The 20,602-nt window shown below is 68.3% G+C and carries 21 protein-coding genes; 9 read left to right on the forward strand and 12 right to left on the reverse strand.

All coding sequences use genetic code 11. From position 1 onward, the window contains the following. Positions 1-13: 13 nt before the first annotated feature. The gene (locus tag J1C47_RS16270; protein WP_207351837.1) at positions 14-967 is read right to left on the reverse strand and encodes a tripartite tricarboxylate transporter substrate binding protein; all 954 of its coding nucleotides are present in this window, start codon (positions 965-967) and stop codon (positions 14-16) included. A gap of 196 nt (positions 968-1,163) precedes the next feature. Between J1C47_RS16270 and J1C47_RS16275 the strand changes: the two genes are divergently transcribed. Next, positions 1,164-1,868, forward strand: coding sequence for a GntR family transcriptional regulator (locus tag J1C47_RS16275; protein WP_207351838.1), 705 nt, complete (start codon positions 1,164-1,166; stop codon positions 1,866-1,868). A gap of 58 nt (positions 1,869-1,926) precedes the next feature. Here the strand turns inward: J1C47_RS16275 and J1C47_RS16280 are convergent, their stop codons facing one another. Beyond that, positions 1,927-2,829, reverse strand: a complete 903-nt coding sequence (locus tag J1C47_RS16280) for a LysR family transcriptional regulator (protein WP_207351839.1) — start codon at positions 2,827-2,829, stop codon at positions 1,927-1,929. Between the two features lie 390 nt (positions 2,830-3,219). Here J1C47_RS16280 and minC point away from each other — a divergent pair, with 390 nt between their 5' ends. From minC to J1C47_RS16300, 4 genes are all read left to right on the forward strand, one after another. Continuing rightward, the gene (minC, locus tag J1C47_RS16285) at positions 3,220-3,984 is read left to right on the forward strand and encodes a septum site-determining protein MinC (RefSeq protein WP_207351879.1); all 765 of its coding nucleotides are present in this window, start codon (positions 3,220-3,222) and stop codon (positions 3,982-3,984) included. 34 nt (positions 3,985-4,018) lie between these two features. Continuing rightward, a complete protein-coding gene (minD, locus tag J1C47_RS16290) occupies positions 4,019-4,834 on the forward strand; it encodes a septum site-determining protein MinD (protein ID WP_207351840.1) in 816 nt (271 codons plus the stop codon). Beyond that, positions 4,831-5,094 carry a cell division topological specificity factor MinE gene (gene minE / locus J1C47_RS16295; protein WP_207351841.1) on the forward strand — a complete coding sequence of 88 codons (264 nt, stop codon included), beginning with the start codon at positions 4,831-4,833 and terminating at the stop codon, positions 5,092-5,094. Before minD ends, minE begins: the two co-directional genes overlap by 4 nt. A 77-nt stretch (positions 5,095-5,171) precedes the next feature. Further along, entirely contained in the window at positions 5,172-5,321 is a 150-nt protein-coding gene (locus J1C47_RS16300) for a hypothetical protein (RefSeq protein ID WP_207351842.1), read from the forward strand. 362 nt (positions 5,322-5,683) lie between these two features. Here J1C47_RS16300 and J1C47_RS16305 read toward each other — a convergent pair whose 3' ends face one another. The 5 genes from J1C47_RS16305 to J1C47_RS16325 all read right to left on the reverse strand — a co-directional run bounded on the left by J1C47_RS16305 (position 5,684) and on the right by J1C47_RS16325 (position 10,485). After that, positions 5,684-5,866, reverse strand: coding sequence for an HNH endonuclease (locus J1C47_RS16305; RefSeq protein ID WP_245396610.1), 183 nt, complete (start codon positions 5,864-5,866; stop codon positions 5,684-5,686). A 475-nt stretch (positions 5,867-6,341) separates the two neighbouring features. Further along, the gene (fae, locus tag J1C47_RS16310) at positions 6,342-6,890 is read right to left on the reverse strand and encodes a formaldehyde-activating enzyme (protein WP_207351843.1); all 549 of its coding nucleotides are present in this window, start codon (positions 6,888-6,890) and stop codon (positions 6,342-6,344) included. Between the two features lie 83 nt (positions 6,891-6,973). Next, complete coding sequence (locus J1C47_RS16315) at positions 6,974-7,594, reverse strand: 2,3-bisphosphoglycerate-dependent phosphoglycerate mutase (protein ID WP_207351844.1); 621 nt, start codon at positions 7,592-7,594, stop codon at positions 6,974-6,976. Positions 7,595-7,708: 114 nt separating this feature from the next. Next, complete coding sequence (gene dapB / locus J1C47_RS16320; RefSeq protein WP_207351845.1) at positions 7,709-8,518, reverse strand: 4-hydroxy-tetrahydrodipicolinate reductase; 810 nt, start codon at positions 8,516-8,518, stop codon at positions 7,709-7,711. A 197-nt stretch (positions 8,519-8,715) separates the two neighbouring features. Then, complete coding sequence (locus J1C47_RS16325) at positions 8,716-10,485, reverse strand: ABC transporter ATP-binding protein (RefSeq protein ID WP_207351881.1); 1,770 nt, start codon at positions 10,483-10,485, stop codon at positions 8,716-8,718. A gap of 279 nt (positions 10,486-10,764) precedes the next feature. Here J1C47_RS16325 and J1C47_RS16330 point away from each other — a divergent pair, with 279 nt between their 5' ends. Continuing rightward, positions 10,765-11,343 (forward strand): GNAT family N-acetyltransferase, encoded by a 579-nt coding sequence (locus J1C47_RS16330; protein WP_245396611.1) that lies wholly within the window; start codon positions 10,765-10,767, stop codon positions 11,341-11,343. Positions 11,344-11,399: 56 nt separating this feature from the next. Here the strand turns inward: J1C47_RS16330 and J1C47_RS16335 are convergent, their stop codons facing one another. The 3 genes from J1C47_RS16335 to J1C47_RS16345 form a co-directional block, all read right to left on the reverse strand. Beyond that, positions 11,400-12,587 carry a YihY/virulence factor BrkB family protein gene (locus J1C47_RS16335; protein WP_245396612.1) on the reverse strand — a complete coding sequence of 396 codons (1,188 nt, stop codon included), beginning with the start codon at positions 12,585-12,587 and terminating at the stop codon, positions 11,400-11,402. Between the two features lie 126 nt (positions 12,588-12,713). Next, complete coding sequence (locus J1C47_RS16340; RefSeq protein WP_207351848.1) at positions 12,714-13,166, reverse strand: DUF2794 domain-containing protein; 453 nt, start codon at positions 13,164-13,166, stop codon at positions 12,714-12,716. A 273-nt stretch (positions 13,167-13,439) separates the two neighbouring features. Continuing rightward, a complete protein-coding gene (locus J1C47_RS16345) occupies positions 13,440-14,144 on the reverse strand; it encodes a Crp/Fnr family transcriptional regulator (RefSeq protein WP_207351849.1) in 705 nt (234 codons plus the stop codon). A 282-nt stretch (positions 14,145-14,426) separates the two neighbouring features. On the opposite strand from J1C47_RS16345, the gene J1C47_RS16350 reads away from it, so the two are divergent. Continuing rightward, a complete protein-coding gene (locus tag J1C47_RS16350; RefSeq protein WP_207351850.1) occupies positions 14,427-14,639 on the forward strand; it encodes a hypothetical protein in 213 nt (70 codons plus the stop codon). Positions 14,640-15,149: 510 nt separating this feature from the next. After that, positions 15,150-16,604: a glutamate synthase subunit beta gene (locus J1C47_RS16355; protein ID WP_207351851.1), complete on the forward strand. Its 1,455-nt coding sequence runs from the start codon at positions 15,150-15,152 to the stop codon at positions 16,602-16,604. A 31-nt stretch (positions 16,605-16,635) separates the two neighbouring features. Here the strand turns inward: J1C47_RS16355 and J1C47_RS16360 are convergent, their stop codons facing one another. Next, entirely contained in the window at positions 16,636-18,054 is a 1,419-nt protein-coding gene (locus J1C47_RS16360; RefSeq protein WP_207351852.1) for a DUF459 domain-containing protein, read from the reverse strand. A 76-nt stretch (positions 18,055-18,130) separates the two neighbouring features. After that, positions 18,131-19,363: a lytic murein transglycosylase gene (locus tag J1C47_RS16365; RefSeq protein ID WP_207351853.1), complete on the reverse strand. Its 1,233-nt coding sequence runs from the start codon at positions 19,361-19,363 to the stop codon at positions 18,131-18,133. 303 nt (positions 19,364-19,666) lie between these two features. Between J1C47_RS16365 and galU the strand changes: the two genes are divergently transcribed. Next, the gene (gene galU / locus J1C47_RS16370; RefSeq protein ID WP_207351854.1) at positions 19,667-20,554 is read left to right on the forward strand and encodes a UTP--glucose-1-phosphate uridylyltransferase GalU; all 888 of its coding nucleotides are present in this window, start codon (positions 19,667-19,669) and stop codon (positions 20,552-20,554) included. The last annotated feature ends 48 nt before the right edge of the window (positions 20,555-20,602 follow it).

The raw sequence follows: 20,602 nt of genomic DNA on the forward strand, positions 1-20,602 counted from the left end.
TCGGTCGAAGCGCCTATTTCTTGGCGATGCCCATCACCTTGGCCGCCTCTTCGTATTCCTTCTCGCGCTTGGCCATGAAGTCCGGCACCTGGTCGAAGGGAACGTTGATCAGGACGAAGCCGCCGTCCTCCATCTTCTTGATGAAGTCCGGATCGTGATTGATCTTGTCGAGGACGTCCGAAAGCTTCTTCTTGACGTCGTCGGGCGTCGCCTTCGGGACCGCGATGCCGCGATAGGCGCCGCCGACCATGTCGTAGCCGAGCTCCTTGAAGGTCGGAACGTCAGGGAAGCTCGGCACCCGCTCGTCGGCGGCGACGGCGAGGACGCGCAGCTGGTCGCCCTGGTTGATTGCCGCGGTGGTGTAGCTGAAGCCGGCGAGGACCTGGCTGCCGAGGACGGCGGCCGTCGCCGGGCTGGTGCCCGAGAACGGGATATAGGTGGTCGTCACCTCGGCGAGCTTGTCGAAGCGGGCCTTGGCGACATCGTTGGCGGAATTGGTGCCCGAGCCGGAAAAGGTGACGAGGCCGGGATTCTGCTTGGCGTAGTCGATGAGATCCTTCAGCGTCTTGAACTGGCTGTCCTTCGGCACGATGATCGCGTCGGGCGTGTACTGGAAGAAATAGACGTTGGCGATGTCGTCGGTCTTGTAGCCGACGTCCTGGGCCATCGGCTGCAGGATGATGTGCGGCAGGTTGGTGCCCATGATCGTGTAGCCGTCGGCTTCCATGCCGTTCATCTGCGACCAGGCCTGGGCCCCGCCGGCGCCCGCCATGTACTGGACGACCATCGGCTGGCCGGTCAGCTTCTCGAAGACCGGCTGCTGCAGCCGGGCCGCGATGTCGCTTTCGCCGCCGGCGTTGAACGGGATGATGTAGTTGACCGGCTTCGACGGATAGTCCTGCGCCTGAGCAGCCGAGACGGTGCCGAGCGCGAAGACGGCGCCGGCGAGAATTGCCATGAGCTTCATTGCTTCCTCCGCTGTGGCCGGCTGGTGTCCGGACGGCCGCTCTCCTCCGGAGCGCCATCCGCCGACCTCCTCCGTATCAGGGACCAGTTTCGGAGGGATGTCAACTTCCGCCGGACTGATGTATGCAACAGTGAATGCATCAACGCGTCGAAGCCGGCATCTCACCGGCGTCCGCATCCGCCGGAGGCAAGCCCCGATGTCCGTGTCGCCGACCCTCACCGAAGACCCGAACGGCCGCCGGCGTCCCCGGGTCGAGGCCGCCTACGAGGCAATCAAGGCGGCGATCCGCGAGGGCGAGTTTCCGCCGGGATTCCAGGGCTCGGAACTCGCCATCGCCGAGCGGCTCGGCATGAGCCGCACCCCCGTCCACCACGCGATCATCCGGCTGCAGGCCGAGGGGATGGTCGAACTCCATCCCAAGCGCGGGGTCGTCATTTCGGCGCTTTCGCCGAAGGACATGCGGGAAATCTACGACGTGATCATCGCGGTCGAGGGCATGGCGGCGATGCTCGCCGCCGAGCGGCCGGGCGGCGAGCGCCACGGCTTCTGCGCCAGCCTCGAGGCGATCAACGCCGAGATCCGCAAGGCGATCGAGAGCGACGACCTGGAACGCTGGGCCGAACTCGACGGCCGCTTTCACCTCCGCCTGGTCGAGGGGGCAGTCAACCGGCGGCTCGAACAGATCGCACGGGTCAATCTCGACCAGTCGTATCGCGCCCGGCGGCTCACCGTCCGGCTGCGGCCGCGGCCGGTGCACTCGATCGCCGAACATCAGGCGATCGTCGATGCGATCCGCATCGGCGACGGGGCGGCGGCGCGCGACGCCGCGCAGGCCCACAAGATCGGCGCCCGCGACATGATCGCCCGCCTGTTGCAAAGCTACCAGCTGTTCCGCCTCTGACCGCGCCGAGGGCGGTGCTACCCGCCCGCCGCCGGCCGGAACGACGAAGGCAGACGTCTCAGCAGGCGCGTTCCTCGCGGGCCGAGGCCTTGAGGAAGTCGCTGAAGGCAGCCACCGCCCGTGTTCGGTGCCGCCGGCGATGGGTGATCGCGAAGAAGCGGCGCATCGCGCCGGGCAGGGGAATCGCCGCGATGCGGCCGAGCGCGACAGCCGGCGCCGCGGCGCGGCCCGACAGCACGCTGGCGCTGGAGCCGGCGGCGACGGCGGCGAGCACCGCCTCGTTGGAGGGAAGTTCCAGCATCACCCGCAGGGCCTGGAGCCGGCCGCCGAGCGCCGCGAACCACGCCTCGAATTCCGAGCGCGTTCCGGAGCCTTCCTCGCGCAGGATCCAGGAGGTCGTCGTCAGCGTCGCGACGTCGAGATCGCGGCCGTCGGTGAACGGATGGTCGGGCGCGCAGGCCACCACGAGATTGTCGGTGCCGACGATCAGCTGTTCGAGATCCGCCGCGTCGACCGCCCCTTCGACGACCCCGACGTCGGCGGCGCCTTCGACCACCTTGCGGGCGACCTGCGCGGTGTTGCCCACCGACAGCGACATGTCGACGTCGGGAAAGCGGTCGTGGAATCCCATCAGCCGGCTCGGCAGCCAGTAGCTCGCGACCGTCTGGCTGGCGGCGGCGCGCAGCCGGCCGATCGTCCGCTCCGACAGGTCCTGCAGCACGAGGCTGGCGGTCTCCACCCGGTCGATGATCGCCTGCGCCTCGGGCACGAAGGCGCGGCCGGCCTCGGTCAGTTCGATGCGTCGTCCGACCCGGTCGAACAGCGTCACCGCATGGCGGCTCTCGAGGGCGGCGATCGCCGCCGAGACCGCCGACTGGGTGAGGCCGAGGCCTTCGGCCGCGCGGGTGACGTGCTGGCGTTCGGCGACGGCGAGGAAGATGCGGAGCTGTTCGAGGGTCATCTGGCAGGCCGGAGGGTTTGATCGTTCGATTTTATCGGTTGGAATGAAAAAAACAATCCATGGAAATCGTTGATCGTCCGGACGCCGCGGCGGCGCTCAAAAGCGTCGGAAGACGCATGCGCCCGACCCCAACCGCACGACCGCCGCCCGCGGCGATCGGGGCCCCATGCCGAGTTGCGGGATCGCGGCGGAACGCCGGCGGGCCGATGGCAGACCGATGAAGACGCGCGCAGGCTCGACGCGTGCGGCATGCGGCTCGCGTGGCCGGCAGAGCCGGGTGCCGGGACCTCGCGGGCGAGGGGGGCCGGAGTCAGCCCTGCGCAAACTCCAATGGTTAACCCTCGTTAACCGGCCTTTTGCCCAACCGTTTCGTGGACCATGACGAAGACCATTTCCAAGCAGCTGACCGACACCCGACCGATCCGCCTCAAGGGGCGCTCGTTCCTGGCGCTGGTCCTCTCGCCCGAACTGCCCTTCTCGAACTGGCTCGAGCGGCTGGACGACCTCGCCGCCCGCTCCACCGGCTTCTTCCTCGGCCGGCCGATCGTCCTCGACGTCGAGGGCCTGGAGATCACCCAGGCCGATCTGAAGGAACTCCTCGGCGAACTCGGCGAGCGCGGCGTGCGGGTGATGGGCATCGAGGGGGCGCGGGGCTCGCTCATCGGCCCGAACATGCCGCCGCTGATGAAGGGTGGCCGGCCCGCCGGCGACATCGAGCCGGAGCCGGCGCCCGGACCGGCCGCCGCGGCGACGCCCGCGACCAGCTCCGCGCCCGAACAGGCGGCGAAGGCGGAGCCGCGGGTCGAGGTTCACAGCCAGCGCGCCGTCTCCTCGATCGTCATCACCGAACCGGTCCGCTCCGGCCAGTCGATCATCTTTCCCGAGGGCGACGTCACCATCCTCGGCTCCGTCGCCTCGGGCGCCGAAGTGGTCGCGGGCGGTTCCATCCACGTCTACGGCGCGTTGCGCGGCCGGGCGCTCGCCGGCTCCGTCGGCAACGCCTCGGCGCGGATCTTCTGCCGCAAGCTCGAGGCCGAGCTTCTGGCGATCGACGGCCTCTACAAGATGCCCGACGACATGGACCCGAAACATCGCGGCCAGGCCGTGACGGTCTGGCTCGAAGGCGATGCAATCAAGGCCGAACGGCTGGCCTGAGGCCATGACGGCCGGGCAAAGACAGGAGACTGAAATGGCGAAAGTGATCGTGGTGACATCGGGCAAGGGTGGCGTCGGCAAGACGACCTCCACCGCCGCCCTCGGGGCGGCGCTCGCCCAGCGCGGCGAGAAGACCGTCGTCGTCGACTTCGACGTCGGCCTGCGCAATCTCGATCTCGTCATGGGCGCCGAGCGCCGGGTGGTCTACGATCTGATCAACGTCGTCCAGGGCGACGCCAAGCTCTCCCAGGCGCTGATCCGCGACAAGCGGCTGGAGACGCTGCACCTCCTGCCGGCGTCGCAGACCCGCGACAAGGACAATCTCACCGCCGAGGGCGTCGAGAAGGTCATCGACGATCTGCGCAAGAGCTTCGACTGGATCATCTGCGATTCGCCGGCCGGCATCGAGCGCGGCGCGACGCTCGCCATGCGCCATGCCGACGTCGCCGTCGTCGTCACCAATCCGGAAGTCTCGTCGGTGCGTGACTCGGACCGCATCATCGGCCTGCTCGACGCCAAGACCAAGAAGGCCGAGAACGGCGAGCGGATGGAGAAGCACCTGCTCCTCACCCGCTACGACCCGATGCGGGCCGAGCGCGGCGACATGCTGAAGGTCGACGACGTCCTGGAGATCCTGTCGATCCCGCTGCTCGGCATCATCCCGGAATCGACCGACGTCCTGCGCGCCTCCAACCTCGGCACGCCGGTGACCCTCAGCGACGTCTCCTGCGCCCCGGCGCTGGCCTATCGCGACGCGGCCCGCCGCCTCGCCGGCGAGCAGGTGGCGATGACGGTTCCGGGCGAGCGCCGCGGCTTCATCAACAAGCTCTTCGGTCGGAGGGCTGCATGAGCCTGTTCAGTTTCCTCAACCGGCGCAGCACCGCCCCGATGGCGCGCGAGCGCCTGCAGGTCCTGCTCGCCCACGAACGCGCCCAGGTCGGCCATTCCGATCTCGTCGGCCTGTTGCGCGAAGAGATCCTCGCCGTCATCGCCAAGCACGTGAAGCTCGACGAGGACAAGGTCAACGTCACCATGGACCGGGGCGAGAACGTCTCGACGCTCGAAGTGGACATCGAGATCCCGGTGACGGCAAGCGTGCGGGCCGCCTGACATCACGTCGAAGGTCCGTTGCCAGCGCCGCCGCCCGGCATGAGGCCGGAGGGCGGCTCGTATCAAGGAGAAGGACGATGAGCCGAGCACAGCTTATCAGTCGCCTGCAGGAACTGCAGAAACTGCCGAAGTTCGAGAAGCGCGACATTCGCTCCATCGCGGGCTTCCTGCCGATGGACGCCTTGGCGAAGCACGTCGAGGCCTGCGAGGAAGCGGCGGCACGCTGACCGCCTCGTCATCACGGCATTGGAAGGCCTCGGTCGCCCGGCGACCGGGGCCTTTTCGTCGCTCGGCGGCAAGGCTTTGCTTGATGCCGGGGTCGCCGTCGCGGCGTTCATGCCATTGCTTGACAGACAGGGCGATCGCTCTGGAATTGAACGCCGCGCGAGACGATTGGCCTGATCTCCCCCCTTGCGGGGGAGATGCCGGCAGGCAGAGGGGGGTATCGTGTGGCGGCGGATCTTCGACCGATGACTCTCACCCCCCTCTGGGTTGCCACCCATCTCCCCCGCAAGGGGGGAGATCGAAGCGTCGCCGGCGGCCGCGAGCTTTCAAGCGATCCCCCCGCTTCACGGAGCGGCGGCCGGTTTCAGCGCCGCCTGCGCGTCGGCGCGTGAAAGTCCGGCGGCTTGCCGGCGATCCATCGGATGAACGGCCGCAGTTCCGGCCGCTCGCGGATCGCCTCGCCCGACGCTTCCATCCGTGCCAGCTCGACGTTGGAGAACGTCGCGTGGAGCGTGCGGTGGCAGATCGGGTGGACCGGAACGGTCATTGTGCCGCCACGGCTCTTCGGCAGCGGATGGTGCCACTCGACGCGGCGACCGAGCGGGCGGCCGCACAGCCAGCAGATGTCTTCGGCCTTACAAGTGGCGGGTGGCGGCGGGCCAGCCGCGCGATCGGAAGGTCGTCTTGCCATCGCCGAACAAGATGGGGCGGACCGCAGACGGCGTCACCCGCGATGCTTCGTCCCGGCCGGTCGATGGCGTCCTGAGCAGGCAAGAGCGCGCCTGCTTCGTCATCCCGGCCTGCGAGCCGGGATCCATTCCAAACCGGTGCCACCGCCGCTCGGTCGGTTAATCAACCTACTGATTTTTATGGAGCGAAATACCGCTTCGATGCGGAGGCATGGATCCCGGCTCGGGGGCCGGGATGACGAAACGTCGGGGGTCGGCACTCATCTGTTCCGCCGTCACCGCGCAGCGGCAGCGACGGTGCGGAAAACACGACGTGAGAGGGCGCCGCGAGGCTCAGATCTTCCCGTCGAGGCCCATCTGATAGTATTTGTGGACGATCCGGTCCTGGTTCTCGAGCAGCCAGTCGATCGACGGCTCGTTGCGCATCGCCTTGGCGATCGCCTTCTTCATGCCCTCGCGGTGGATGTCGAAGAGCACCTTGTGATCGAGATTTTCGACCCCGACGATGGTCGGGGCGAGCCAGACCGAGCAGATGATGCCGAGGTCGTTCACCTGATCCCTCGGCAGCAGCCCTTCGCGCACCGCGTCGAGCACGCCGTTGGCGATGGCGAACTGCACCGTGCCCATCAGGATGTTGGTGTATTTCGGATCCTCCACCGTCACCTTGGAGACGCAGAGCGTCGCCGGGCGGACCATCACGTCGGTGTTGAGCAGCGCGAAGACGCGGCTGTGGCCTTTCACCTGGTCGCCGGCGAGCGTCGCCAGCGCGGTGCCGACCGGCCCGTCCAGCGCGCCGATGACGACCTCCGGCTCGGCCGCGGTTCCCGGAGGGCCGCCTGCGACGAGCGCCTCGCCGGTGCGCATGATGATCTTCTGGCTCATGAAACGTCACTCCTTGTCCCACCGGGGTGCGGGGTAGCAGAGCTGGCCGGAGGCCTCAAATCCTCTGCTGTGCCGAAACCGCCTCAGCCTTCGAGCACGCGCTTTTCGGCGACCGTCGTGTCGGCGTTGAGCCGGTAGACGATCGGCACGCCCGTCGCGATCTCCTCGGCGACGATCTGATCCGGCGTCAGCCCGTCCAGCGCCATGACGAGCGAGCGCAGCGAGTTGCCGTGGGCGGCGACGAGGACGGTGCCGCCACCCATCACCTTCGGCAGGATCTCGTGGATGTAATAGGGCCAGACCCTGGCGCCGGTATCCTTCAGGCTTTCGCCGCCGGGAGGCGGGGTGTCGTAGGAACGGCGCCAGACATGCACCTGCTCCTCGCCCCATTTTTTGCGCGCGTCGTCCTTGTTGAGGCCGGAGAGGTCGCCGTAGTCGCGCTCGTTGAGAGCGAGGTCGCGGGCGATCGCAAGGCCGGTCTGGCCGAGTTCCTCGAGCATCAGGTCGAGGGTGCGCTGGGCCCGCGACAGGACGCTGGTGAAGGCGGCGTCGAAGGTGAGACCTTCGGCCTTGAGCTTGCGGCCGGCGGAGCGCGCCTCCTCGACGCCCTTCTCGGTGAGGCCCGGGTCCTTCCAGCCGGTGAAGAGGTTCTTCAGGTTCCACTCGCTCTGGCCATGGCGCACGAGGACGAGGATGCGGGACATCGGCGGTGCCTTTCGATCAAGCTGACGTGTCGTGTCTGTCGAGGGTTGCATGAGACGGTGTGAGTCGGCGACGGGGGCGCCCGCCATCCCGGCGGGGAACGGCGAAACAGAGGGTCAGTCGCCGAGCCCGAGCACGTCGCGCATCGTGTAGAGGCCGGCGGGCCTGTCCTTCGCCCAGAGCGCCGCCTTCACCGCGCCCCTGGCGAAGATCGCCCGGTCGCCGGCGGCGTGCGACAGCTCGATCCGCTCGCCCTCGCCGGCGAGGATGACCGAATGCTCGCCGACCACCGAGCCGCCGCGCAGCGTCGCAAAGCCGATCGTACCCGCGTCGCGGGCGCCGGTGATGCCGTCGCGGACGCGCACCGCACGATCGTCGAGGGCGACGCCCCGGCCCCGGGCCGCCGCCTCCCCGAGGAGGAGGGCGGTGCCGGACGGCGCGTCGACCTTGTGGCGGTGGTGCATCTCCAGCACCTCGATGTCGAAGGCGTCGGGGCCGAGCGCACGCGCCGCCTTTTCGACGAGGACGGCGAGGAGATTGACGCCGAGGCTCATATTGCCGGACTTGACGATCGTCGCGCCGTCGTCCGCCGCCTTGCGGATCGCGGCATCGTCGGCCGCCTCGCAGCCGGTCGTCCCGACGACGTGGACGAGGCGGCGTTCGGCCGCCCGCCGCGCCATTTCCACCGACACCGCGGGCGCTGTGAAGTCGACGATGCCGTCGGCACCGTCGAGCGCCGCGTCGACGTCGTCGCCGATCGCAACGCCGTTCTCGCCGATCCCCGCCAGAAGGCCCGCATCGCCGCCGAGCGCCGGCGATCCGCCGCGCTCCAGCGCGGCGTGCAGCGAGGCGCCTTCGGTCTCGGCGATGACTTTCACCAGTGTCCGGCCCATCCGGCCGGCGGCTCCGAGAACGACGAGCTTCATGGGCGGCTCCCTGTCAAATGGCGAGGCGGCGGCGCATGGCGATCGGCCACGACCCTCGTACCACCGTCATCCTCGGGACAAGCTTGATGATGACGACCTGTCGGATTTCCGGCGCTCACCTGTTTGGCCGTTGCATACTTCATTCGCCAACGCCGTCAAAGGGTCGATCCCGCCGATGCGGGCGACGGCGTCGCGTCTCAGCGCCTGGCTTCGGCGAGATGGGCGGAGCGCCGGCTGCCGCCGGCCTGCAGCCCGTAGAAGCGGGCGTAGAGGCCGCCCTCGCGGTCGACGAGATCGCGATGGGTGCCGCGCTCGGCGATCCTGCCGCTGTCGACGACGAGGATCTGGTCGGCGCCGGTGATGGTCGACAGGCGATGCGCCACGACGATGACCGTGCGGTTCTTCATCGCCGCGTCGAGAGCGGCCTGGACCAGCGTCTCGGAGCGGGTGTCGAGGGCGGAGGTCGCCTCGTCGAGGAGGAGGATCGGCGCGTCCCGGACGAGGGCTCTTGCGATCGACAGGCGCTGGCGCTGGCCGCCGGAAAGCGTCATGCCGTTCTCGCCGACGGGGGTGTCGTAGCCCTGCGGCGCGGCGAGGATGAACTCCTCCGCCTGGGCCTGGCGGGCGGCTTCCTCGATCTCGGCGTCGGTGGCGTCCGGCCGGCCGAGGCGGATGTTCTCGCGGATCGTGCCCTCGAACAGGTACGGCGCCTGCGGGACATAGGCGATCTTCGAGCGCAGCGAGCGCTTGGTGACGCCCCGCAGGTCTTCGCCGTCGATGGTCACCGAGCCGTCCCAGACGTCGTAGAAGCGCTGCAGCAGCGAGATGATCGTCGACTTGCCGCCGCCCGACGCGCCGATCAGCGCCGTCGTCCTGCCGGCCGGGGCGACGAAGGAGAGCCCCCGCAGCACCGGCTCGTCCGGATAGTAGCCGAAGACGACGTCGTTGAAGGCGATCTCGCCGCGCTCGATGGTCAGCGGCCGGGCGCTCGGCGCATCGGGCTGGCGCGGCTCCATGTCGAGGATCTCGTAGATCATCGAGGCGTTGACGAGCGCCCGCTCGAGCTGCACCTGCAGCTTGGCGAGCCGCCGCGCCGGATCGTAGGCGAGGAGCAGCGCGGTGATGAAGGCGAACATCGAGCCGGGCGAATAGCCGTAGACCACCGCCCGGTAGCCGGAATAGGCGATGACGCCGGCGATCGCGAGGCCGGCGACCATTTCGGTGACGGGGCTGGTGCGCTCGGTGATCGCGGCGATCTTGTTGGAACGCGCCTCGGCCTTGAGGATCAGCCGCTCGATGCGCTCGCGCAGCGGCACCTCCATGGTGAAGGCCTTGACCACGGTGATTCCCTGCGCCGCCTCCTGCATCGAGGCGAGGACGCGGGCGTTGATGTCGATCGCCTCCCGGGTCGCAGCCCTGAGCTTGCGGGCGAGGCGGCCGATCATCAGGACGATCGGCGGGCCGGCGAGCAGCGCGATGCCCGACAGCACCGGATCCTGCCAGATCATCACCAGGATGAGGAAGACGAGGCTGAGGGCGTCGCGGGCGAGCGAGGTGATGGTGAGGTTCAGCGTGTCGCGGATGCCGGAGACGTTCTGGTTGATCCTTGCGGCGAGATGGGCCGAGCGGTTCTCGGCGAAGAAGTCGACCGACAGTTCGGTGATGTGGGCGAAGAGCCGGCGCTGGTAGCGCGCGACGATGTTGTTGCCGATCCTCGCCAGCATCACCGCCTGGCCGTAGCTCGACACGCCGCGCACCGCGAACGTGATGAAGACGATGACCGGCAGGGTGAAGATCGCGGTGCGGTTCTGCTGCACGAAGATCTTGTCGATCACGTCGCGCATGATCCAGGCGAGGAATGCCGTGCAGGCCGAGCCGATCACCAGGCAGCCGATGGCGAGCGCATACTGGCGCACGAAGAGTCGGCCGTTCTCGCGGTAGATCCGGCCGATCAGTTCCGTCACCATGCCACGGCGCTCGGGGGCCGTGATCTTGAACGTCTTCTTGTTTTTCTGCGTCACGCCTTCGGCCAGCCGCCCGTTGCGAGGTTTTGCGCCGTCTCACGCATGGTTTTCCGCCCTTCGCTTATGCCCAGCGGGCGCTCGCCGCAATGGCCCGGCCGGCCGGCGCGGAAAAGCCGGGACGATTTCACCGGGGAATCGTTGCAGCGATGCTACCCGCATGCCGGCGGAGCGGATAGGATTGCGCCGCATTTCAGCCCTGCGCAGCGAGAACGAGGTCTGCCGTTGTCTTCCGCTTTCGTGCTTCGCCCCGTGCATCCCGACGACATTGCGGCGATCACGGCGATCTATCGCGACGCGGTGCTGACCGGCACTGCGACCTACGAGCTCGTGCCGCCGGGAGAGGGGGAGATGCAGCGACGCTTCGATGAGCTCGCGACGAGGCGCTATCCGCGGCTCGTCGCCGACGACGGCAAGGGCACGGTGCTCGGCTATGCCTATGCCGGGGGCTATCGACCCCGCCCGGCCTACAACTGGCTGGTCGAGGATTCGATCTACCTCGCGCCCGAGGCGCGCGGCAAAGGCGTCGGCACGGCGCTGCTCGGGCGCCTGATCGAGGAATGCGAGCGGCTGGGCTTCAGGCAGATGCTGGCGGTGATCGGCGATTCCGCCAATGCCGGTTCCATCGGCGTGCACCGGAAGGCCGGCTTCCGGATGATCGGCACCATGCCGGCGACGGGGCTGAAATTCGGCCGCTGGATCGACACCGTCCTCATGCAGCGGCCGCTCGGCGAGGGCGCCCATTCGATTCCCGACAAGGCGCGTTATCCCGGCGATTTCGCCGCTCCCGAGCCGGGGCGCTGAGTTCGACCGGCCGCATTCCCGAAGAAGCCGGCTCGCGCAGCGTCTTCGATGGGGCGTCAGCTCCGCCGGCCGCCGGCCGACAGGCCCACCACCGCGACGAGGGCGAGAGCTGCCGGCAGCGCCGCCGCCAGCCATTCGGCGTTCTGGCGCGATCGCTGCCTTCCGCGGGCGCCTGCACCGCTGTAGAGCGCGTCGATGTCGCGCTTCAGTGCCGGGTTCTTCTCCGCATAGAGCCGGCCGCCGACGACCGTCGCGTCGGCGACCTCGTCCGCCATGGTGGCGCCGCGGGCGCCCATCGGCCGTTCGGGTCCGGTGGTCGTGTCGCGGGCGGTCTGATGTTCCATCTCGGAGTTCAGTTCGCCGCCGACGATCAGCACGATCATCGTCAGCCACAGCCAGGTCATCATGCCGATCAGCGCGCCAAGCGAGCCGTAGGTGGCGTCGTAGGAACCGAAATTCGCCGTGTAGAAGGAAAAGGCTACCGAGACGAGCGCGATCACCACGACGGCGAGGACAGAGCCCGGCGTGATCCAGCGCCACTTCGCCGTCGCGCGGCATGGGCCCCAGCGATAGAGCGACGCGATGATCAGCGAGACGACGACGAGCGTCGCCAGGATCGAACCGGCGGAGATCGCCCATTCCATGCCGCTGCCGAGGCCGACGCTGCCAAGGACCGCCGGCAGCACCACCGTCAGCGCCACGAGCAGGATCGCCGCGGCCAGAAGGCAGAGCGTGAAAACGAGGGAGACGAAGGTGAGCTTGACGAAGGAGCGCTCCTCCTTCTCGTCGTATGCGACGTTCATCGCCTCGAACAGCGCCTTCACCCCGGCGTTGGCGCTCCAGAGCGAGATCGCCAGGGAGACGACGAGCGACAATCCGAGGGTGCTGTCGGCAGAGGAGGTCAGCCGCTGCAGCTGGTCGTCGATCACCTGGACGGCGCCGCCGGGCAGCAGCATCGACATCTGGTCGATATTCGTCTTGACGGTCGTGGGGTCGGCGAACAGCCCGTAGACCGAGACGAGCGCCGCCATGGCCGGCACCATGGCGAGCAGCAGGTAGTAGGTGACGCCGGCGGCGACGAGGAGCACGCGGTCGTCGGAGATCTCGCCGAACACCCTGACGAGGATGTTCTTCCAGCCCGACGCCGGAATCCGCGTCGGGGTGTCGGCGCCGAGGCCGAGCCTGTCGGCTTGTCCCGTGTCAAGGGCGGTGGCTTGGGGCTCTGAGGCGGTCGGCTTCGGCATCGCTCGGTCCAGATGGTGTCGCTGCCGGAACATCTATCGCGCGGCCGCGGCGTCCGGAGGGGCCGGGGCCGGCGGCATTTCGTTAGCCGGGCGTCGGTCCCCGCGCCGCTCTCGATCTTGCGCCGGTCAGCCGTTCTCGACGGCGCGCAGGTTGCGCTCGAACACCTTCAGGACGGCGCCGAGCTCCTGCCCGCGCTTCAGGACGAGGCCGCCCGCCGCGACCACCTGGTAGGCTCCCTGGCGGCGTGCCAGCTTGGGGTCCTTGACGATCCTGTAGAGCGGCATCTCGCTGGTGCGCCGGAAGATCGAGAAGACCGCCCGGTCCCTCAGCATGTCGATGGCATAATCGCGCCACTCGCCGCTGGCGACCATCTGGCCGTAGATCCGAAGGATCTGGGAAAGTTCCTGCCGGTCGAAGGAGACGACCGCCGCGCGCGAAGCCGCGCCGGGGAACGCCACGAGATCGGCCGAAGCCCCGCCGTCTACGGAAGATTGAGTCAAGATTGCCCCTGTCCCTCCGGTGTGTCCGCCGGCCGCCGCGCCGACCGACCATGACGATATGGTGACACGGTTCGCCATGTCGAGCAAAAGCTCTCCCGCCGGTCTTCCTGCGGGTCGATGCGGATGGCCCGGCCGTCGCCCCGGCGATGCCGCGTGCGAGGCGGGCCCAAATGCTGGAATCGGACCACTAGTGGTCCGATTCCGACATTTGGTACCGTGCTGTGGAGACCGCGAAGCAAATGTCGGAATCGAAAGACCACTAGCCAAGTATATGATCCTAGTGGATTTTTCGAATTTGACATTTGATAGGACGCCGCACCCGATCGGGACTCAAATGTCAAATTCAATCCACTAGCCGTGATCGGCCAGAAGCCGCAGGCTCCTCTCGTCGGTGACCACGAGCCAGCCGTCCCTCAGATCGACGATCTCCTGGCGCTGCCAGCCCTTCAGGCAGCGATTGACGTTCTCCCGGGCACTGCCGATCATGTTGGCGAGTTCCGTCTGGGACAAGGAGAGGCGTTGCGGCCGCCTCGCCGCCTGGAGGGCCGGGCTCTCGACGAGGCGAAGCAGCGCCCGCGCCAGGCGCGTCGAGATGTCGAGGAAGGCGAGTTCCTGCATCCGCTCGTCGGAGCGGCGCAGGCGGCGGCACAGAAGCTCGAGCAGCCGCAGCGCGCCGTCCGGATGCCTGGCGAGCACGGCGAGCACGTCGCGCCGCTCGATGACCAGCAGTTCGACGTTGGTGAGCGCGCGCGCATCCGCCGAGCGCGGGCCGCCGTCGAGCAGCGCGACCTCGCCGAAGACGTCGCCCTGGTGGCAGTCGGCAAGAACGAGGTCGCGGGCATTCGCGGTGACGATGGCGATGCGCACGGAGCCCTTCACGACGGCCATCATCGTCTGGCCCGGGTCGCCGGCGACGAAGATCGGATCGCCGGCGGCGAAGCTCTTCGGATAGGCGTGGGCCGCGAGTTCCTCGCGCGTTGCGGAATCGAGGGCCTCGAACACGATGCAGCGTTCGAGCGCCGCGACCCGGTCCGTCGGTCCGGCGGCGACAGCCATGGCGGCCCTCCCTCGAAGTCGTCGTGCGATGGCGAAGGACAATAGCGGCGAGGGAACGGGGAGTCACGGCCTTCGGCGCGGTGTCGTCCCGTGCGGGGCGGACCGGCTGCAGTGACTTCGACTTCGGCGGCTTCCTCCGCCTGTTTGCCCTGTGACGGGCGTCACAGAGGCGGAGGCGGGCGCCCGGTAGGGTTCATGACATCGGCGGACGCAGCGAGCCGCCGAAACACCGATCCCCGAAGGCTCCGAGAACCGGGCCGATACCTCACAAGGAACCCCGTCATGATCCGCAAGACCGTCATCGCCGTCGCCACCCTCGCCGTCGCCGCCACCGCTTCCGTCGCCGGCGCGCATGCTACCAGCTACTGGCCGACCTACAGCTTCTACGACGGCGGTCACGACGACTGCCGCTGGGTCCGCCAGAAGGTCGTCGTCGGCCACGACTATTACGGCAATCCGATCTATCGCTGGACGAAGGTCCGGATCTGCGACTGAAGCTTCCGCCGGCCCGTCATACGAGATCCGCTCGATCGGAGCGGGGCTCGTATCAAGCCCGCGCGGCGAATGAGCGTCTTTGTTTCCGGCATCACGACGTGATCTGCCGAAAGCCGTCTGACGCGCCCCGTGGCCTCGCCGGGCCGCGGGGCGTGTCGCCGTGTCGCGGGGAGGGCCGGACACTGCGGAGGGCGTCCGATGCGAAGCGAAAGACGCCGGCCCGCGATCGTGCTACCGAGGCCCCCGTATGCAGCATTGGTCGTGACCTTCGGACCGGGCGGTCTTGCCGAGGCGGACCAAATGGGGCAGTAGGGCTGTCCTAACGACAGCAGGACCGCTAGGGTGGGGTGCGCCGCAGCCTCGGCGGCAGTGGCTGCTTGCGGCCCGGCGGCCCGGCGAGGCGTCTTTCGGGCCCTGGCGGGCCAGCCGCTTGGAATGCGCAACGAGCGAGGACGGTCGCGGTCCGACAGGATCGCCGCCGGCTCTCGGAACGACGACGTGGGGGTGTGAATGGGCAAGGTGACCGGGTTCCTCGAGATCGATCGGCAGACCCACAAATATCAGCCGGCCTCGGACCGGATCCGGCATTTCCGCGAGTTCACCCTGCCGATGTCGGACGAGGAGGTCGGCAAGCAGGCGGCCCGCTGCATGGATTGCGGCATCCCCTACTGCCACGGCCCGACGGGCTGCCCGATCCACAACCAGATCCCCGACTGGAACGATCTGGTCTATCAGGGCGACTGGGAGACGGCGATCCGCAACCTCCACTCGACCAACAATTTCCCGGAATTCACCGGCCGCATCTGCCCGGCGCCGTGCGAGGAGGCCTGCACCCTCAATCTCGAGGACACGCCGGTCGCGATCAAGACCGTCGAACAGGCGATCGCCGACAAGGCCTACAAGCTCGGCTTCATCCGACCGCAGCCGGCCACGACGAAAACCGGCCGGCGCGTCGCCGTCGTCGGCTCCGGCCCGGCCGGTCTCGCCGCGGCCCAGCAGCTCGGCCGCGCCGGCCACGAGGTCGACGTCTTCGAGCGGGAGTCGCAGCCGGGCGGGCTGCTGCGCTACGGCATCCCCGATTTCAAGATGGAAAAGCACTGGATCGACAAGCGCGTGGAGCAGATGCGCGAGGAGGGCGTCACCTTCCATTGCGGCGTCAATGTCGGCGTCGACCGGACGGTGGCCGAGCTCGCCGATGCCTATGACGCGGTGCTCTTCTGCGGCGGGTCGGAGACCCCGCGCGAAAGCGGCATCCCGCATGGCGGGCTGACCGGCGTCTACGACGCGATGCCCTATCTCGTGCAGCAGAACCGCCGGGTCGGCGGCGAGCCGATCCAGAGCAGCGGCTGGCAGTCCGAGGAGATCTGGGCCGGCGGCAAGCATGTCGTCGTCGTCGGCGGCGGCGACACCGCGTCCGACTGCGTCGGCACCGCATTCCGCCAGGGCGCGGTCAAGGTGACCCAGCTCGACATCCGCCCGCAGCCGCCGCAGACCGAGGACAAGCTGACCGTCTGGCCCTATTGGGCGACGAAGATGCGCACGTCTTCCAGCCAGGCCGAAGGGGCGGTGCGCGAATTCCAGATCGCGACGCTGGAATTCGTCGGCGAGGACGGGGTGCTGACCGGGGTGAAATGCGCCCAGGTCGACGAGAGCCGCAAGCCGCTGCCGGGCACCGAATTCGTCATCCGGGCCGACCTCGCCTTCATCGCCATCGGCTTTGCCGGGCCGCTCCGGACCGGCTTCCTCGCCGATGCCGGGGAGGCCTTGAAGACCCGCACCGACCGGCGCGGCAACCTGTCGATCGATGCCGACGACGAGCATTACCTGACGTCGCACGACAAGGTCTATGTCGCGGGCGACGCCCGCCGCGGCCAGTCGCTGGTGGTCTGGGCGATCCGCGAAGGACGTCAGGCGGCCCGCGCCATCGACCTCGACCTGATGGGAACGACGACGCTGCCGCGCTGAGCGGCGGCGTGGCGGCCGGGTTCGGCGCGGGCTATTTCTGCGCCGCGCCGCCGGCGGCTTGACTGTTGTCCTGCGACCAGTCGTCCATGATGGCGTCGAGGATCGACGGCATCTCCTGCGGCGGCTTGATGCCCTGTTCCTTGCGCACCTTCTGCAGGTCGATCGAGCCGCGGAAGGCGACCGGCTTGTCGTCGCTCGCCACTGCCGAGGACTTGTCGTTCCAGGCGAAGTCGTCGGCGCGGCCGTCGACATGGCCGGTGCCGCGGCCGATGAGCACGAGCTTGTCGCGCGGCGAGGGCTCGAAGTCGATGCCGGCGGCGCGCGAGCCGCCGCCGAGGAGCGCCTCGCCGCCGTCGAGCGAGGGATCGTCGAGGGAGACCGGGGGCGAGCGGACGGCCGTCGCTGCGCCGGCGATCGGCGGCAGGTCGATTCTGGCGCCGGGCGCCGGGGCCTCGCTCGTCTGGTCGGCGGCGACGTAGCGGTCGATCGCCTTCCTGGCGAAGAAGGCCAGCTTGTCGTTGCCGGCGTCGGTCATGGTGATGCCGTCGGAATTGCGCAGCTGGACGGTCTGTCCGTCGACGCTCGGGCCGCTGTAGATGAAGCTGTCGTTCTCGTCGACGAAGCCTTCCCAGACGTCGACATATTCGCCCGACACCCGCTGCGCCGCCTGCCGGTAGAGGTCGTTGAAATAGACCATGTCCTCGCTCATCCGGTCGAACTTGAACGGCGGCGCTCCGACCCAGACCAGCGGGACTTTCTGCTTCGCCGCGATGTCGGCGATCTCGTCGACGCGGCGCTGGTATTCGGCGTTCCATTCCGGCGAGCGGACGGCGAGGCTGGCGTCGGTTCCGTAGAATGGCTGGCGATCGTTGGAGCCGATCATCATGACGAGGACGGCCGGATCGTTCGCCTCGATGAGGGGAGCGAGCTGCGTGCTCCAGTCGTAGTGGTCCTGGCGCACGAGGCCGGAGGAGCCGTTGGCGGCCGCCTTCACGACGACCATGGGATTGTCCTCGTAGGCGTCCTTGAGGCCGTTGGCGAGCGAGGCGGCAAGGAAGTCGCCGACGACGAGGATCGTCTTCGCGTCCTCCTTCTTCGCCGCAACCGCCGGCTTGGCGGCAGTCTGGTCCGGCGCCGTCGCGGCCGCCTTGGGCGCCGGGTTCTGCGGCTTCGCCTTGCGGGTGGTGCGGCGCGCCGGCCGGCGCTCCGGCGTCTCCGGATCGGTGATCCGGTAGCGCGGCGAGATGCGGTAGGGCTGGCCGCGATCGAGCCCGTTGCCGAACAGCATGTCGAGGATTGTGCGCGGACGCTGCTGCGCCGCTGCGGGACCGGGCGAAACGAGGATCGCCGACGACAGCACGGCGACGACGAGGCACAACAGGGCAGCGACGACGCCTGCCCGCCTCTTCCGTCCGCCGGTCGTCCCGACCTTGTCCATCGCGCCCGTCACCCTTCCTTTCGCCTGCGTTGCCGACGGCCTTGAAAGCGGCACCCGAAGCCTGCCGTCGCCACGCCGTCCGGAGAAGTTAGCGCTTGCGCAGGAATTCGAGTAGCGCCTTCGACGCATTGCCGTCCTGAGGCATGCCCGCCTGTTGCTGCAATGCCATGATCGCAGCCTTCGAGCCGGAGCCGATCTTGCCGTCGATCTTGCCGTCATAGAGGCCGAAACGCGTGAGATGCTTCTGCAACTCGTAGCGCTCGTCCATCGAGAGCGGCGTGTAGCCGCGCGGCCAGTCGACCACGAGCCCCGGATAGCCGCCGATCTGGTCCCCGAGGAGGCCGACGGCAAGGGCGTATTTGTCGGCATTGTTGTATTTCTTGATGACGAAGAAGTTCTTGGTCATCAGGAAGGCCGGCCCGTCGTCGCCGGCCGGACGCACGAGGTTGGCGCGCTCGCCGCCGTCGGGGAAGGACCGGCCGTTGGCGCGGCGGAAGCCGAGGCTCGCCCACTGGCTGATCGACTTGCCGGCACGCTCGAGCTTGCCGCGATACTGCGGCGGGACGATCACCTCGTAGCCCCAGGTCCGCCCCGACTGCCAGCCGTTGCGGTGCAGGAGATTGGCCGCGGTGGCCAGCGCGTCGGGCACCGATTCCCAGATGTTGGCGTGGCCGTCGCCGTCCATGTCGACCTTATAGGCGAGATAGCTCGTCGGGATGAACTGGGTGTGGCCCATCGCCCCCGCCCAGGAACTGATCAGTTCCTGCACCTTGATGTCGCCGGACTGGGCGATCTTCAGGGCCGCGATCAGCTGCTGGCGGGCGAAGCTCGCCCGCGACTTGTCGCGATAGGCGAGGGTCGCCAGCGAGCGCGGCAGGCTGCGCATCACGTCGCTGCGCTGCAGGATCTGCCCGTAATTCGTCTCCATCGACCAGATGGCGAGGAGGATGTCCCGGTCGACGCCGAAGCGCTTCTCGATCCGGTCGAGCCAGCCGTCGAGCTGGGCCCGGGCCGCGCGGCCCTTGGCCACCTGTTCTTCGTTGACGCGGTTGTCGATGTAGTCCCACACCGTGTCGCGGAACTCCGGCTGGTAGCGGGCCTTCTCCAGCACCTCCGGATCCGGCTCGCTGATGCCGGCGAAGGCGGCGCGATAGACCTCGCGCGAGACGCCGGCCTTCGCCGCGACGTCCTCGAAATTGCGGATCCAGCGGACGAAACCCTGGTCGGCGCGCGCCGGCGCCGCCCCCGCGAAGGCCATGAGGAGAATCAGAAAACCGGTGGCGAGGCGGTTGAGCCCCATCGTCTTGCCTCGACGTTGCATTGCGTTCCTCTCGGCTTGGTTCCATGCATCACGACATGGGCGATTCTGCAGCAAAGACGTAAACGGGATGTTTACCATGACCTGCCGCGAGGAGAGCGCGCGCCGGCGCGCGGCCCGGGCCTTGCTGCGGCAGGGCGGACCGCGGGGATCTCGCCCGATCCTTAAGCGTCCGGAACGCCCGCCCGCCGCGGCGCCGCGCCGGCTCCACGGCTTTCCTGTTGACTTTGGTTCCAAGCGCAAGATCTTCCCCCGCGTTCGACGGCCGGAACGTTTGGTCGCGCATCCCGAGGAGACGCAGTTTCGATGAAGAAGGTCCGCAAAGCCGTATTCCCCGTCGCCGGTCTCGGAACACGCTTCCTGCCGGCCACCAAGGCGATCCCGAAGGAGATGCTGACGGTCGTCGACCGGCCGGTGATCCAGTACGTCGTCGACGAGGCGAAGGAAGCCGGCATCGACCACCTGATCTTCGTGACCGGCCGCAACAAGGCGGTGATCGAGGACTATTTCGACATCCAGGTCGAGCTCTCCAACACTTTGGCCGAGCGCGGCAAGACCGCCGAACTGGCGCTCCTCGACGATCTCCAGCCGAAGCCCGGCACGGCGAGCTTCACCCGCCAGCAGGCGCCGCTCGGCCTCGGCCATGCGATCTGGTGCGCGCGCGACCTCGTCGGCAACGAGCCCTTCGCCATCCTTTTGCCGGACATGATCATGCAGGCCGAGAAGGGCTGTCTGGCGGAGATGGTGGCGCTCTACGAGAAGACCGGCGGCAACGTCATCTCGGTCGAGGAGTGCGATCCGGCCGAGACCCACAAATACGGCATCGTCGGCAAGGGCGCGGACGTCGCCAACGGCTTCAGGATCACCGGCATGGTGGAAAAGCCCAAGCCCGAGGACGCGCCCTCGAACTTCTCGATCTCCGGGCGCTACATCCTGCAGCCGGAGATCTTCGACATCCTCGCCACCCAGGGCCGGGGCGCCGGCAACGAGATCCAGCTCACCGACGGCATGCTGAAGCTCGCCGAAGCCCAGGACTTCGCCGCCTATCCCTTCACCGGCCGCACCTTCGACTGCGGCTCCAAGGAGGGATTCATCGAGGCCAACGTCGCCTTCGCCCTCTACCGGCCCGACATCCGGGAAAAGGTCATCGGCAACATGGAAAAGCTGATGAAGACGGTGAAGCCGGCGGAGTGAGGCCGGCAGGGGCCGGTGCGGCGAAGACCCGGACGCGCCTTCGTGCCC

It is taken from the genome of Jiella sonneratiae, assembly GCF_017353515.1.
Taxonomy (GTDB): Bacteria; Pseudomonadota; Alphaproteobacteria; order Rhizobiales; family Rhizobiaceae; genus Jiella; species Jiella sonneratiae.

Coding starts and splice junctions, on each gene's coding strand:
- J1C47_RS16270 (WP_207351837.1), bottom strand. CDS start 967: ATGAAGCTCATGGCAATTCTCGCCGGCGCCGTCTTCGCGCTCGGCACC.
- J1C47_RS16275 (WP_207351838.1), top strand. CDS start 1,164: ATGTCCGTGTCGCCGACCCTCACCGAAGACCCGAACGGCCGCCGGCGT.
- J1C47_RS16280 (WP_207351839.1), bottom strand. CDS start 2,829: ATGACCCTCGAACAGCTCCGCATCTTCCTCGCCGTCGCCGAACGCCAG.
- minD (WP_207351840.1), top strand. CDS start 4,019: ATGGCGAAAGTGATCGTGGTGACATCGGGCAAGGGTGGCGTCGGCAAG.
- minE (WP_207351841.1), top strand. CDS start 4,831: ATGAGCCTGTTCAGTTTCCTCAACCGGCGCAGCACCGCCCCGATGGCG.
- J1C47_RS16300 (WP_207351842.1), top strand. CDS start 5,172: ATGAGCCGAGCACAGCTTATCAGTCGCCTGCAGGAACTGCAGAAACTG.
- J1C47_RS16305 (WP_245396610.1), bottom strand. CDS start 5,866: ATGACCGTTCCGGTCCACCCGATCTGCCACCGCACGCTCCACGCGACG.
- fae (WP_207351843.1), bottom strand. CDS start 6,890: ATGAGCCAGAAGATCATCATGCGCACCGGCGAGGCGCTCGTCGCAGGC.
- J1C47_RS16315 (WP_207351844.1), bottom strand. CDS start 7,594: ATGTCCCGCATCCTCGTCCTCGTGCGCCATGGCCAGAGCGAGTGGAAC.
- dapB (WP_207351845.1), bottom strand. CDS start 8,518: ATGAAGCTCGTCGTTCTCGGAGCCGCCGGCCGGATGGGCCGGACACTG.
- J1C47_RS16325 (WP_207351881.1), bottom strand. CDS start 10,485: ATGGTGACGGAACTGATCGGCCGGATCTACCGCGAGAACGGCCGACTC.
- J1C47_RS16335 (WP_245396612.1), bottom strand. CDS start 12,587: ATGCCGAAGCCGACCGCCTCAGAGCCCCAAGCCACCGCCCTTGACACG.
- J1C47_RS16340 (WP_207351848.1), bottom strand. CDS start 13,166: ATGGCGAACCGTGTCACCATATCGTCATGGTCGGTCGGCGCGGCGGCC.
- J1C47_RS16345 (WP_207351849.1), bottom strand. CDS start 14,144: ATGGCTGTCGCCGCCGGACCGACGGACCGGGTCGCGGCGCTCGAACGC.
- J1C47_RS16350 (WP_207351850.1), top strand. CDS start 14,427: ATGATCCGCAAGACCGTCATCGCCGTCGCCACCCTCGCCGTCGCCGCC.
- J1C47_RS16355 (WP_207351851.1), top strand. CDS start 15,150: ATGGGCAAGGTGACCGGGTTCCTCGAGATCGATCGGCAGACCCACAAA.
- J1C47_RS16365 (WP_207351853.1), bottom strand. CDS start 19,363: ATGCAACGTCGAGGCAAGACGATGGGGCTCAACCGCCTCGCCACCGGT.
- galU (WP_207351854.1), top strand. CDS start 19,667: ATGAAGAAGGTCCGCAAAGCCGTATTCCCCGTCGCCGGTCTCGGAACA.